Below are 12,884 nucleotides of genomic sequence, written 5' to 3'. Positions count from 1 at the left end.
GCCGTGGGCTGTGGGCTGTGGGCTGTCTGTGAGTCGGGGCCAGCCTGCCCCGCCGCGAGGTCAGCCGGCGCGGGCCGGCGGGACGCGCGCGTAAGGCTGGCGCAGCACCGGTTCGCCGGCGAGCAGGCACTGCGTGTCGTAGGCGTCGGGGCGTCGGTCGCGCAGGTGGTTCATGCTTCGGCGGGCGACGTGCAGCGCTTCCGCGACGTCCACGTGAGCCATGGCCATCCCTGGGTCGTCGCCGGTCGCCGCGAGCACGGTACCGTTCGCATGCACGATCTTGGAGTTTCCGACGAAGGTCAACGATCCGAACTGCCCGACCTGGTTCGCCGACACCCAGACGACCTGGTTCTCCAGCGCGCGCACCTCGTCGTAGACGTCGAAGCGGTACCGCCAGCGGTCCAGGGCAAGGTCGTCGGACGGGTGCGTGCGCGACATCGGCCAGGCCGACAGGCACACGATGATCTCCGCGCCGGCGATCGCGAGGCTGCGCGCCGACTCGGGAAACGCCTTGTCGTAGCAGACCAGCATCCCGATCCGGCCGATCGGGGTGTCGAAGGCGCGGAACCGGTCGCCGGCGTCGTAGGACTCCACCTCGGCCAGCGGCAGGTGCACCTTGCGGTGCCGGCCGAGCACCTTGCCGCCGCCGACGCAGACCGCGCTGTTGTAGCGGCGGTAGCCGGCTCGCTCGGAGTAGCCGACGCAGACGACCATGTCGCCGGCCAGCTCGACGAGCCGGGCGATCTGCGGCCCGTCCGGGTCGAGTAACGGAGCGTCGCCGACCGGCCCCGGGTCGTCGTCCGCCGAGAGCGCCTGCAGATAGCCGCCGAGGGCCGCCTCGGGCAGCGCGAGCAGCTGGGCGCCGCGGGCCCTGGCGGTCTCGATGTGCCGGGCGACCGTGCCCATGCACTCGTTCAGGTCCCGCCCGAAGGAGTCCGACACGACGGCGATGGTGGTGACGGTCATGACTATCCCCCGATATTCAGTTTGCTCATGCCGGGCCCATACCGGTCACGTGGCCGCTGAGGACCGGAGTGCGCAGCCCGTCCGGCCACAGCAGTGAGACGCCGCTGCCGGAGAGCAGCCGGCCGCAGCGGGCCGAGACCGCCGGCGAGCTCGTGGGCATCCGACGGTCATCGACATCCGCCGTCACCATCCCGAAGCCCGGGAAGCAGGTCAGCCAGTCTCCGGCCGACACTCCTGCCGGCCGCGGTACCGCGCCCACCTCCAGCTCGGCCGCGCAGCCGCTGGACTCGGCGAGCATGCCCAGCGTGCCGACGACGCCGGCCATGCTCACGTCCTTGGCGGCCACCGGCCGGTGGCGGCCCGTCAGCGAGAGCATCGCGCGCAGCTCGGCCGTGCGCCGGCCCGAGGTGGAGTCCCACTGCCGGCCGGTGTAGCCCGGCCGCCAGCGCCCGGAGAGGTCGGCGGTCACGGTGATGGCGTGGCCGGGCAGGCCGGCGCCCGAGCGGATCGGCGCGTCGGCCTGCCCTATCGCGGTGACCGCGAGCGCCGAGGGCATCCCGAGCTGGGTGTGGCCGCCGAGGATCGGCACGCCGAACCTGTCGGCGGCGGCGCGCAGGCCTGCGAGTACCCGGCTCACCCGCGACACCGTCGGTCCGGCCACCGCGTCCAGCACGCCGAGCGGTCGGGCTCCCATTGCCGCGAGGTCGTTGAGGTTGACCAGCACGCCGCACCAGCCGGCCCAGAACGGGTCCCTGTCGACCATCGTCGGCACGATCGCGTCGCAGGCCGCGACCAGGCCGGTCCCGGGCACGGGCGCGCCGTCGTCGCCGACGAAGCCGGCCCCGCCGGGGCGGATGGCGCCGAGCAGCGCACCCAGTGGCGCCTTCGTGGTGGCGGCGAGCATGGCGACCCGGTCGATCGGCCAGCGCATCAGCACATGCGGCGTGCCGCGCACCGTGGTCGGGCCGACCGTCATCCACCCGAGCCGGCCGAAGAACCGTTCCCGGGCAGGTTGGATCGTCGCGTCGAAGCGCAGCGCGCCGGCGGCCTCGGCATGCGCGCACGCCGCCCGGACCAGTGCGCCGCCGACACCGGCGTAGTGCTCACGGGCGTGGGCGGCCACGGCCAGCCGGCCGCCCTGCCACCAGCCGATGTCGTCGCCGCTCCAGGCGGGTGTCGGGCCGAGCCGCACCCCGCCGATCACCTCGCCGTCGCCCGGGCCGTCCAGGCCGCGGGCTACCAGCACGACGGTGCGCGGGTCCTCGTCGGCCTCGTCGAGGTCCCCCACCGGCCCGTCGCCGAACAGACCCTGCTCGTCGACGAAGACCGCCCGGCGCAGCCGCCGGTACGCGGCGATCGTGGCCGCGTCCCGGGCCTGTTCGATCAGGTAACGGGGGCGGCGCAGCAGCGTGCCTGGATCACCCCACACCGCGAGCGTGTCCACCGGACGCGGCGGGTGGACCGGGTACGGGTCCGCGGTGAGCAGCGCCGGCCCAGCGCCGCCCGGCCCAGCACCGCCCCGGACAGCATCTGGCCCGGCACCGGCGCCACTCCGGACAGCGCCACCCGGCCCAGCGGTGCCCGGGACAGTGACACGCGCGGCAACGCTGTTTGGCCCGGCGGCACCCGGCCCGGCACCCGTGGCTACCGACAGCTCGGCGGCGGCGACCCCGGAGGCCATGGGCGCCGCGGCCCGGCCGCGGGCGCCGTTCGCCTGGCCAATCGTCAGCAGCAGGGGCCCGGGCCCGGGCCCCGGCCCGCGTCGCTCGTCCACGGTGGTCATGAACGCCCCGCAGCCACAGCCGCACTCGATCGTCGCGTCATGCGCCATGCATCAGCCTCCTGCCTCCGGCAGCGCCGAACAGGCACCGCAGGCCGCGCAGCCGGCACCCTGGTCGGCGCCGCGCATCCCGGCGGCGCGCAGCGCCGCCGCGACCCGGCGCGTCACCTCGGCCACGGCGCCCGCCTCCGGAGCGCGAGCGCCGTCACGGGCGGCCAGCGTTCCGCCCAGCGGGCGGAACGGGACGACGAACGGGTAGACGCCCATGCCGATCAGCCGTTCGGCGCCGGCGACCAGCTCGTCCGGGTCCTCGCCGAGGCCGATGAGCAGGTACGTCGACACCCGGTTGCGCCCGAAGACGCGGACGGCCTCGGCCCAGGCCGCCTCGTAGGCGGCCAGCGGGACGGTCGCCTTGCCCGGCGTCCACCGGGCCCGGACGTCGTCGTCGAGCGACTCGATGTGGATCCCGATCGCGCTCGCTCCGGCGGAACGCAGCTCGGTGATCACGGCGAGATCGCCCGGCGGCTCGCACTGGACCTGGATGGGCAGGCCGGGTACCGCCGCCAGCACGGCCCTGGTCGCCTCGGCGAGCAGCCGGGCGCCGCGGTCGGGCGCGGCGGTGCTGCCCGTCGTCATCACCAGTTGGCGCACCCCGTCGAGCCGGACCGCGGCCTCGGCGACCTCGGCCAGCTGCGCCGGGGTCTTGCGCCGGGTCGTCGCCCCGGCCCGCAGGGACTCCTCGATGGCGCAGAACCGGCACCGGTCCGGCTCCTGGTAACGCACGCAGGTCTGCAGCACGGTGGTGGCGAGCACGTCGGCGCCGTGCAGCCGGGCGATCTGCTCGTACGGGACACCGTCCGCGGTGACCAGGTCGTAGAACCGCGGGCGGCGCACCGGTTCGACGGGCACGCCGAGGTCCGTGCCGTCGTAGAGCAAGCGGCCGGCGTTCACCTCGTACCGGCTGGTCGCGACGATCGGCAGCGCCGCGCCCCGGCCTGCCAGCACCACGTGGCCGTCGTCGCTCGGCCCGGCGCCGGCGGTGCGGCGCACCGGCGCGGTGAGCCGGACGCCGTGCACGGCCAGGCCGATCCTCGTCTCCAGGCTGGCGCCGGGCCTCGCGGCCTGCTGGCTCAGGTCGAGGCGCGGGCCCTCGGCCGGAGCGGGGGCGGGCGGGGGCGCCATCAGAACATGTAGGTCGAGTTGATGATCGCGCCCTTGCGCGCGTAGTGGATCACGCAGTCCTGGATGTCCAGCGGGTGCGCCGGGATCGCGCCCTCGATCAGGTCCTCCTCGCGCAGACCGTGCAGCGAGAGGCCGAACCGGCAGACGTAGACCTTCCCGCCCTCCTTGATGAAGGTCTCCAGCTGGTTGTTGATGTTGTGCTCGCCGGCGAAGGCCGAGTCGCCGGTGTGCGGGAAGCCGCGGGTGGCCATCGCGTTCATCGCGCCGGGGCCGTAGAAGTAGATGACCGACTCGAAGCCCTTCCGCAGTGCGCGGGTGGCTTGCAGGATCGCCACGAAGCTGACCGACGACTCGTGCGCGATGCCGTGGATCAGGGTCAGGTAGCTCTCGCCGTTCTCGGCCTGATAGTCCGGGAAGATCTTCGTCGAGCCGTAGAGGTTGCTGCCGGGCGGCAGCGATGGGTGGGGGACCTCGTTCAGGCTGTGCTGCTCCTGCTCGGTCAGCTCCATCTGGGCGGCGATTCCTCTCTGCGCATCCGCGCGTTGCCTGGCTTCGGGGTACTTCTGGTGCAGGTCACGGCTTCGCCGATCCGGCGGGATCCCCGGACGAGTGGTTGCGGCGTGGTGGGTTTCTCGGTGGTCTGGGCCGGTCTGGTCCGGCTGGCACGGTTCCACTGTGGGCCGGTGGAGACTGTTGGTCTGTGGTCCTGCTGTAGGCCCGCCGTTCGGATCGTTGGGAGATTTCCGCTGCGGCACTGGCGGGCTGGCCGGTCAGGGCTCCATCGGGCACGACCGGGCCAGGCCCGCGCGGTGGCGGTGAGTCGCCGGTCAGGACGCGCCCGATCCGTACAGGGATGCGAAGTTCTCCACGAAGACGTGGCGGGCCAGCTCGCCGTCGCCGACCGTCGCCGCGAGTCGCGCGAGCTCACCGGGGTGGTCACCCCACGGCTCGTCACTGGCGAACAGGAGCCGGTCATGGCCGATGCCTCGGCGCTCGATCTCGGCGGCAAGCCAGCGGGGCGCGAAACCCACCGCCCAGCTGGTGTCGGTGTAGACCCGCTTGCCGGCCGAGATCCAGTCGAAGAACCGGCCGCCGATCAGCTTGATGTGCCCGCTCACTCCACCACCGAGGTGGACGAGGTGAATGCGGACGTCGTCGGCGTACCGGTCGACCAGGAGTCCGACCAGGTCGATGTCGGACGCCGCACCCGGCGACGTGTGGACGTGCACCACCAGGTCGTGGGCGGCGGCCGTCGCGAAGATGGCGTCGAGATGGGGCCGGCACTCCTCGGCGTCCGCCCGTCCGCCGAGGAGAAAGCTCAGCTTCAGGGCGACGACGCCCGGCTCTCCGGCGAGCGACAGCGCCTTCTCGGTCATGGCCGCGTCGGCCGGCCGCGGTGAGACCCACAGGCCCGCCCGGATCCGGTCGTCGGCCTGCGCGGCCTCGATACACAGCTCGTTGAAGCCGAACGTGACGGCGACGTCGGGAACGCCGTAGTTCGGGATCACGAGGGTTCTGGCGGTACCCTCCCGGTCCAGGTCCGCCCTGAGCTCGGCGATGGTCGCCCGGGCGCCGAGGTCAGGCGTTACCGGCGGTCCCCCATAGAAGCCAAAGGCGGGTAGGACGCCGAGATGGCGGTGCGCGTCGTGTACGTCTCGCAGCGGCACGGCCACAGTGAAGCATCCAGTCGTTTCCACCGTGCAACAGATCCGACACAAGCAGACCCAGTCTTGTCGGGGCTCGTGCGGTTCCGGTGGCCAGTACTAGACGGTGAGCTGGGGTTTTGGAATGAGCGACGCCTGAGAGTCACATTAAATGTTCAGAGCGTAGACGGCGTGCGGCGGCTAGAGGCCAAAGCTGGGACTTTGGTCCCTCGCCCGCGAACAAGCGGGGGACGTAGGCTGATGTCACACCCCGGCGGGTCACACCTCCTGCGTTCCCCCCGTACGTCAGGAGTAGTGATCGTCGGGGTGTCTACTTTTCCCCTGGACACCCGCCCAGGTCGTGCTCTTCGTCGCCCCTTCGGGGCGGGCTTCGCGCCGCGTCAGGATTTCCTCCTCCGAGCCGTCCGCTTCCGTGCCGTCCGCGCCGTTCAGAGATCTTTCTGGCATCGATGGTGCCCGCGCACGGCCCGGGCCGGCTAATCCGCTGGATGCGTCACCTGTAGAGGCGAGGCCTCTCGGACGCCCCTTTGCGGCGGGCAACGTTCCGTACGTCCCGCCGGACGGCACCCGGCCGGGCTCGCGTCCCTCAGCGGCCTTCGCCTCGTTCTGCGCCCCTAATACTGACTATCGAGACCAAACTCGCTGGAGACGCGGTTCACCGGACTTCTGGGGCCGCAACCGGGGTGGGCGGAATCGGGTAGTGCTCGCCCGTGGTGGGACGAGCTGGGTGGGGATGGCGGCGGCCGTATGGGGAGAAGGCGGAACAGCCGGTGGTGATGGGTGGCGGTGCGGGAGGTATTCGGATCTCGTTCTCCGGATACGGCGGGCCGGATTGGCCGAGAGCGGTTAACGTCTGCTGACGGTGGTGGTGCCGACGACATCAGGGGGCGGACGACGGCGGTCACTGACCCGACTGTTCGGGTGCTTCCGGTCCGGTGTTCGCGGGCATGGCCGCCGAGCGGTTTCGGCCGACGGCGCCCCGCCGCCCGGCCTCGACCGGTAGCCCTTTCGGCCGTGGGCCTTTGTCACGTCTCGCGGGCCGATGGCACCGTGCCGCGGGAGCGGCGTGCCCGGTCGCCTTGGGTGCCTGCCGGGAAAGACCTGGAAGACCATGAGCATCCGAGCTTCGGGTGACGCCATCGGGAGGACGGGGGAACGGGTGCGGGTTCCAGCGGCGAGAATCGTCTTCTCCGAGGCCGACCGGGCGCAGATCACGGCGGCGACGACGGAGATCCTCACCAGTGGGCAGCTCACGCTCGGGGCATACACCCGGGAGTTCGAGGAAGCCTTCGCGCGCGCGCACGGCGCGCCCTTCGCCGTCGCGGTCAACAGCGGGACGGCCGCGTTGGAAATCATTCTCCGGGCCGTCGGCGTCGCCGGCGCCGACGTCGTGCTGCCGACCAACACCTTCGCGGCCACCGCCTTTGCCGTGCTGCGCGCCGGCGGGCGCCCGGTGTTCGCGGACGTCAACCCGCACACGCTCGCGCTTTCGGCGGCCACCGTCGAGGCGGCGCTGACGAAGGACACCAGGGTCGTCGTGATCGTGCACATCGGGGGCCTCATCCCGGCGGACATCGGCGAGGTCGAGGCGCTGTGCGCCAAGCGCGGCCTGGTCCTCGTCGAGGACGCCGCCCACGCTCACGGGTCGACCCGGGCCGGCCGGCACGCCGGGTCGTTCGGCGCCGCCGCGGCGTTCTCGTTCTACCCGACGAAGGTCATCACCAGCGGTGAGGGTGGAATGATCCTCACCGCCGACGAACGGGTACGGGACGAGGCGCTCCTCTACCGAGATCAGGGGAAAGCCGGTTTTCTCGGCAACGTGCACATCCGGGAGGGGTACGCGTGGCGGATGAGCGAGCTGCACGCCGTCACCGGTCTCGTGCATCTTCGCCGGTTGCCGGAATTCCTGGCGAACCGTGCACGGATCGCCGCCCGGTATGACGCGGCGATCGACGATCTCCCCGGTGTGCGGCGGGTTCAGGTGCCGCCGGGAGACATCACCAACTACTACAAGTACATCGTGCTTCCCGGCCCCGGTGTCGACCGTTCCTCTCTCCGTAAGGAGCTCAAGGAAAGGCACGGCGTCGGACTGGCCGGTGAGGTCTACGAGGCGCCGCTGCACCAGCAGCCGGTCTTCGAGGAGCACGCCGGCGGGACGCTGCCCGTCGCCGAGGACCTCTGTGCGCGGCACATCTGCCTGCCTGTTCATTCGGACATGACCGACCAGGAGGCGGACCACGTTCTGACAGCTCTGTCCGCGGCCCTGCGGACCCTGACCCTGGCAGGCTGACGAGCCGCTGCTCGCTGGCCCGCGGGCGGCGTGGGCCCGGCCGTTCTCCTCGGCGCGGCGGCAGCCCTCCTCTTTGGAGCACAGACATGCGAGTTGCGGTTACTGGCGGTTCCGGATTCATCGGCGCACACGTCGTCGACCGACTGCTCGACGCGGGCCACGAAGTCCGTGCGCTCGACCTCGACGTGAGCAACGCCGACCCGCGCGCCGATGGTCAGGCGGTCGACGTCCTCGACCTCGATGCGGTGACCGCCGCCCTCGACGGCTGCGAGGCGGTTTTCCACATCGCCGGCATGTCGAACGTCGACATCGCCTTCGCCGACCCGGTGGGCACCGTGCGGCTCAACGTCGAAGGCACCGGCAACGTCTGCGAGGCGGCCCGCCGCCGCGGCCTGCGCCGGGTGCTGTTCGCCAGCACGGTCTGGGTCTACGGCGCTGTTCCCGAGACCGAGACGCCCGGTGCCCGGCCGGACAGCCACGCCAGCGCCAGCGCCAGCGCCAGCGCCGACGTCGGCGACGGTGACAGCCGCGGCCGGGGACGACACGGCGATGGGCTGACAGAGGACGCGCTCATCGAGCTGGACCGGGCCGGGCACGTCTACACGTCCACCAAGCTCGCGGCGGAGCTGCTCCTACACAGCTATCGGGAGACATACGGCCTACCGTTCACGATCCTGCGTTATGGCATCCCTTACGGACCCGGGATGCGTGACGAGCTGGTTCTTGCTCGATTCGTCGCCCGCGCGCTGGCCGGAGAACCGCTGACGGTCGCGGGTGACGGCCGGCAGTTCCGCCGGTATGTCTACGTCCGCGACCTCGCCGACGCGCATGTCCGGGCGTTGACGACCCCAGCGGCCGAGAACGCGACGATCGCGCTTGAGGGCGCCGAGCGGGTCAGCGTGCTCGACATGGCCGAAGCCGTCCGCGCGCACTTCCCCGGCATCGAGATCGAGCATGTTCCCGCGAGACCCGGCGACTACCGAGGCAGGGAGGTGTCGGCCGAGCTGGCCGCGCGACTGCTCGACTGGCGGCCGACCACCACGTTCCGGGACGGCGTTCGCCAGTACATCGAGTGGTACCTGGCCAACCGTGAGGATGGCGGCCAATCGGCTTCCGTGAACCAGCTCTCGGCCAGTCGCCCGCGGACTCCGGCGGTCGTCCCCGCCGCGGCGAGCGGCAAGCCCGCGGCCAGGCAGGGCGGTGGGGAGGCTGCGCCACCCGCGCGGACGACCAACGTTCCCGCGACCTCGGGAGAGCGGTGATGACCACCGAACCCGGGCGACGGGCGGGCCTCGCTCGCGGTCCCGGCGACCCGGCCCAGATCCCGACCGTGCCGTTTCGTCCTCAGGACGTGCCCACGGCGCCCGACCGCGAGGTCCGGGCCGCGCGTGGTACCGGACCCCGGACCGGAGCAGGCGGCCTTCCGGTCCCGACGGCCCGGCCCCGGCCGAGCGGCGGAGCGCTGCTGCTCACCGGCTCACTCGGGATGGGCCACCACGTCATGGCACAGGCGTGCGCCGCCTCGCTGGAAGCCCGCCAGATGCGGGTACGCACGCTGGACAGCCTGCGGATGCTCGGCGGCCCGGGCGGCCGGATCGGCGAGGCAGTGTTCCGTGGGATGGTCGGTGTTCCCGGCCTGTACGACGCGTTCCACTTCAACCAGCTGCGCACCGGCGGGCGGGTGGCCGGTGCCATCGACGCCGTGTCCAGCCGTTTCCTCGTGCCGCGAATGCGCGACGAGCTGACCACCGAGCCGGTAAGCCTCGTCATCTCCATCTTCGCCACTGGCGCCGCGGCGACGAGTCGGATCAAGCCCGACTTCCCCGGCCTCGTCACGGTCGTGTTCTGCACCGACGTCTGCCCGCACCGGCTGTGGGTGCACCGGAACACCGACCTCTACCTGGTCACCTCGGAGACGGCGGTGCGCTACGTGCGCCGGTTCCACCCGTCCGCCGAGGTCGCCGTCGTGCCCGCTCCGGTCCGCGCGCCCTTCTACGAGGCCCCGACCCAGCGGGACGCCCGGCTGGCCTTCGGTATCCCGCTGGAAAGCCGATGCGTGCTGTTGATGTCCGGATCGTGGGGACTCGGCCCGCTGGTCGAGGCCGCGGAGGCGCTGGCGACCGCCGGCGTCTGGGTGTTCGCGGTCGCCGGCCACAACGCGAAGCTGGCGCGCAAGCTCGCGGCGCTGGCGGAACGCGAGCACCGGGTCATCCCGTTCGGCTTCACCGACCGGATCCCGGCCCTCATGGCCGCCGCCGACCTGGTGGTGACCTCGTCGGGCGACACCTGCAGCGAGGCCCGCGTGATCGGCCGGGACCTGTTGCTGCTCGACGTCGTGCCTGGCCATGGCCGTGACAACCTGCAGGGCGAGCTGGAGAAGGGCGGCGCCGAGATCGCCGGGCGCGACCCGCGCTCGCTTGCCCGCTCGGCGCTGGCTGCCCTCGACCGCGTCAAGCCGCCGACGCGACGGATCGCGCGTGGCCCGGAGGACTGGGAACGTTCCTTCGGCGTCGCCCTGGCCCAGGTCGGCCTCGCTCCTGGCCGGTGAGCACGGCCCTCGCCTACGGGCTGCCGGCGGCGGTCGGCTCGGCGGCGCTGTATGGGGTGGCACCGCTCCTGCAGGCGGTCGCGGCGCGCCGTGAGCAGGCGGGCAGTGGGCTTGGGCTGGGGCTGCTCGCTCGGCTCGTGCGCCGGCCGCTGTGGCTGCTCGGTCTCGCCGTCGAGACGGTCGCCTTCCTGCTCGAGGTGTACGCGCTGTCCGTCGCCCCGGTCGCCATGATCGGCCCGGTGATGGCGCTTGACATGATCGTTTTCACGCTGCTCGCCGGGAGGGCGCTGCGCGAGCACCTCAGCCGCCTCGGCGTGGGGGCGATCTGCATGATGGTCGCCGGCGTCGGCTTGCTCGCCTACGCGTTCGAGCAACACGGCGAGGTCGGCTCGCTGGCCAGCGACCGGGTGCTGCTGCTGTTCCTGTCCTTCGGACTGGTGTTCTCGTTGCTCGCCGCCCTCGGAGCGAACCGGGCGGCGGCCAGGCGGCGGGTCGCCCCCGCCGCCCTCGGGTTCGGCGCCGCCGCCGGGACGGCCTACGCGATCGCCACGCTCGCGACCCGACAGTTCGGGCTCGCGCTCGACGAGCGCCGTGCCGGCGGCTTTCTCGGTGCCTACCTGTTCGAGCTGCTGCGGACGCCGGCGCCCTATCTGTTGATCGTCTTCTCGGTGCTCGCGGTGAGCCTCGAGCAACGCGGCCTGCAGGGCCAGGCGGCCGTGGTCGCCTTCCCCGTGACCAGCGGGGTCTCCGCCTTCCTGCCGGTGGTGCTCGGTCTGACGATGTTCGACGAGCCGGCGCCCGCGGATGCGCACTTCGTCGCGTTCGTTCTCGCGCTGCTGCTCATCGCCGCCGGTATCGCGGGCCTCGCGCGCGACCGCGCCGCCGCCGTGGAGGCGAGCGAATCCGGCCGCGCGGACATTCCCGCACGTTTGCCGTGCCAGGGGGATGCCGGTTGCGCAGGTGGCAAGCCGGCGGGCGAAGCGTGACCGCTCGTGCGCTGGCTGTTATTAGTAGGACAGGCCGGCCGCCCGGGTTCACCCCCCGATCGCCCGGGCGCCCGGCCGTCCACATCTCTCACGTCCGATTTCCCGCCGATCCGCGGGCTCCAGTGCGACTCTGGGAGCCGGCCGGGGCGGAACTCGGCCCCGCGGCCGGGCGGACTTGGCCCCGCGAGGCGGGACTCGGCCCGCGATACGGCTAAGACACCACGAAAGCGGGACCGGCGCGTGGGCGCGCCAGTCCCGCTGAGGTGGAGAGCTGAGGCAGATGGGGAGAGCAGGCCCGGATGTGATCCGGGCCTGCTCTCGCTGGGTGGAAGTGTCGACGTCGAGAGCCGCGATGGCCGCCGACGACGTGGGCCGTCGGTCCGGTCAGCCCACGTGGAAGCGCTCGATGGCCTTGCGGACGCGAGAGTTGGCCTGCGCGAAGGTGATCTTCCCGTCGACGTAGGCCGCCAGCGCGGCCCGCCGGACACGCTCGGCCCGTGGATCCTCGAGCGGGGTGTTGAGCAGGTTTGTCGTGGCGATGGCCACGGCGATCACCTCCCGGTACCGGGGAACAGATGAAGGAGCGAGGGAGCAACGGAGGAGCTGAGATGCGGTGAAGGTGCCGCCGCGACGCTGCGGGGGACGGGGTGGCGATGTCGCCGCTGAGGGGGTGTGCTGTGCCTTGTCCTGGTCCGTGGGCGCCGTTATGAGGGGGGCGCGGCCAGCGGACCGATGATCGGTGCGGCACACCGTGCCTGGCCCAACGCCGCGGATACGCGGGCGCGGGTGGGCGCCTGCCGGTTGGTCGGCGCGGCCAGAGCCCGGTTGGCCGAGTTGGCCAAGGTGGCCAGCGACGTGAGGAGGCCGTGACCGCATGCCAGAGCTGTCCGCGGCGCGTTCGTCGCGCGGGTCCAGCTCTTCGCGATCACGGCTGCGCTCCTGTCTGTCCTGCCTACCGGCGGTATGCCCGCTCACCTGGGTCTGGTCGAGCGGGCCGCCCGGACGAGATGTCAGACGGCGGCGCGGGCCGTGTCGCCGCCGTGTTATCACACGGTTCGACACAACTCAGGCGAACGCCATATCAACGCAGCCCGACCGAACCTCTACAAGAGTGCGCGACGGTTGGCATGCATGCAAGAGCCAAAACGGCCGTGTTGGGACGTTCGGCGCCGCGACTTCGTTCCCGGCCCTACCACGCCGTTCCGACAACGGGTCTTCCCTGCCCGGCCGGCCGCCGCCGCGCGGCCTCGCGAGCGGCGCTTGCGGGCCGGCGTCCGCGGTTCAGGCAACGGAGCCAGCTAAGAGTCTCGCACCCTGGTTCGAGGTGTGCATCCGGCCTGGCATCTGACGGTGCATCCGGCGAATGCATCCCGTTGGCCGGCGGTGCGGCAGCCCGGCGTGCTCACGCCAGGTTCGCTCGACGACCGTGCGGCTGGGCGGGCCCGGCAGTCGGACCCACCCAGCCGCA

Annotated in this window: 10 protein-coding genes; 4 read left to right on the top strand and 6 right to left on the bottom strand. The window is 72.2% G+C overall.

Annotated features, from left to right (window positions below; translation table 11 throughout):
* Positions 1 to 60: 60 nt before the first annotated feature.
* The 5 genes from FRCN3DRAFT_RS0205005 to FRCN3DRAFT_RS0204985 all read right to left on the bottom strand — a co-directional run bounded on the left by FRCN3DRAFT_RS0205005 (position 61) and on the right by FRCN3DRAFT_RS0204985 (position 5,595).
* On the bottom strand, positions 61 to 966 hold the full coding sequence (locus FRCN3DRAFT_RS0205005; RefSeq protein ID WP_007513054.1) for a carbon-nitrogen hydrolase family protein: 906 nt from the start codon (positions 964 to 966) through the stop codon (positions 61 to 63).
* A gap of 25 nt (positions 967 to 991) precedes the next feature.
* Positions 992 to 2,797, bottom strand: a complete 1,806-nt coding sequence (locus tag FRCN3DRAFT_RS42690; RefSeq protein WP_007513055.1) for an MSMEG_0567/sll0787 family protein — start codon at positions 2,795 to 2,797, stop codon at positions 992 to 994.
* A 3-nt stretch (positions 2,798 to 2,800) separates the two neighbouring features.
* Positions 2,801 to 3,928 carry an MSMEG_0568 family radical SAM protein gene (locus tag FRCN3DRAFT_RS0204995; RefSeq protein WP_007513057.1) on the bottom strand — a complete coding sequence of 376 codons (1,128 nt, stop codon included), beginning with the start codon at positions 3,926 to 3,928 and terminating at the stop codon, positions 2,801 to 2,803.
* Positions 3,928 to 4,437 (bottom strand): MSMEG_0572/Sll0783 family nitrogen starvation response protein, encoded by a 510-nt coding sequence (locus FRCN3DRAFT_RS0204990; RefSeq protein ID WP_007513059.1) that lies wholly within the window; start codon positions 4,435 to 4,437, stop codon positions 3,928 to 3,930. Before FRCN3DRAFT_RS0204990 ends, FRCN3DRAFT_RS0204995 begins: the two co-directional genes overlap by 1 nt.
* Before the next feature lie 318 nt (positions 4,438 to 4,755).
* The gene (locus FRCN3DRAFT_RS0204985) at positions 4,756 to 5,595 is read right to left on the bottom strand and encodes an amidohydrolase family protein (protein ID WP_035926342.1); all 840 of its coding nucleotides are present in this window, start codon (positions 5,593 to 5,595) and stop codon (positions 4,756 to 4,758) included.
* Between the two features lie 1,156 nt (positions 5,596 to 6,751).
* On the opposite strand from FRCN3DRAFT_RS0204985, the gene FRCN3DRAFT_RS0204980 reads away from it, so the two are divergent.
* The 4 genes from FRCN3DRAFT_RS0204980 (at position 6,752) to FRCN3DRAFT_RS0204965 (ending at position 11,416) form a co-directional block, all read left to right on the top strand.
* Entirely contained in the window at positions 6,752 to 7,882 is a 1,131-nt protein-coding gene (locus FRCN3DRAFT_RS0204980; protein WP_007513064.1) for a DegT/DnrJ/EryC1/StrS family aminotransferase, read from the top strand.
* Positions 7,883 to 7,968: 86 nt separating this feature from the next.
* On the top strand, positions 7,969 to 9,144 hold the full coding sequence (locus FRCN3DRAFT_RS0204975) for an NAD-dependent epimerase/dehydratase family protein (RefSeq protein WP_007513067.1): 1,176 nt from the start codon (positions 7,969 to 7,971) through the stop codon (positions 9,142 to 9,144).
* Positions 9,144 to 10,430: an MGDG synthase family glycosyltransferase gene (locus tag FRCN3DRAFT_RS0204970; RefSeq protein ID WP_007513069.1), complete on the top strand. Its 1,287-nt coding sequence runs from the start codon at positions 9,144 to 9,146 to the stop codon at positions 10,428 to 10,430. The genes FRCN3DRAFT_RS0204975 and FRCN3DRAFT_RS0204970 overlap by 1 nt, the downstream gene beginning before the upstream one ends.
* Positions 10,427 to 11,416, top strand: coding sequence for a hypothetical protein (locus tag FRCN3DRAFT_RS0204965; RefSeq protein ID WP_007513070.1), 990 nt, complete (start codon positions 10,427 to 10,429; stop codon positions 11,414 to 11,416). The genes FRCN3DRAFT_RS0204970 and FRCN3DRAFT_RS0204965 overlap by 4 nt, the downstream gene beginning before the upstream one ends.
* 384 nt (positions 11,417 to 11,800) lie before the next feature.
* On the opposite strand, the gene FRCN3DRAFT_RS54825 is transcribed toward FRCN3DRAFT_RS0204965, so the two are convergent.
* A complete protein-coding gene (locus FRCN3DRAFT_RS54825; protein WP_007513072.1) occupies positions 11,801 to 11,962 on the bottom strand; it encodes a hypothetical protein in 162 nt (53 codons plus the stop codon).
* Positions 11,963 to 12,884 lie beyond the last annotated feature (922 nt).

Source organism: Pseudofrankia saprophytica (genome assembly GCF_000235425.2).
Taxonomy (GTDB): domain Bacteria; phylum Actinomycetota; class Actinomycetes; order Frankiales; family Frankiaceae; genus Pseudofrankia; species Pseudofrankia saprophytica.
Note: the sequence above shows the minus strand (reverse complement) of the source record. Positions and strands in the feature narration are given on the sequence as shown.

Excerpts from the sequence above, each read along its gene's own strand:
- FRCN3DRAFT_RS0205005 (WP_007513054.1), bottom strand. The coding sequence starts at position 966 with ATGACCGTCACCACCATCGCCGTCGTGTCGGACTCCTTCGGGCGGGAC.
- FRCN3DRAFT_RS42690 (WP_007513055.1), bottom strand. The coding sequence starts at position 2,797 with ATGGCGCATGACGCGACGATCGAGTGCGGCTGTGGCTGCGGGGCGTTC.
- FRCN3DRAFT_RS0204995 (WP_007513057.1), bottom strand. The coding sequence starts at position 3,928 with ATGGCGCCCCCGCCCGCCCCCGCTCCGGCCGAGGGCCCGCGCCTCGAC.
- FRCN3DRAFT_RS0204990 (WP_007513059.1), bottom strand. The coding sequence starts at position 4,437 with ATGGAGCTGACCGAGCAGGAGCAGCACAGCCTGAACGAGGTCCCCCAC.
- FRCN3DRAFT_RS0204975 (WP_007513067.1), top strand. The coding sequence starts at position 7,969 with ATGCGAGTTGCGGTTACTGGCGGTTCCGGATTCATCGGCGCACACGTC.
- FRCN3DRAFT_RS0204970 (WP_007513069.1), top strand. The coding sequence starts at position 9,144 with ATGACCACCGAACCCGGGCGACGGGCGGGCCTCGCTCGCGGTCCCGGC.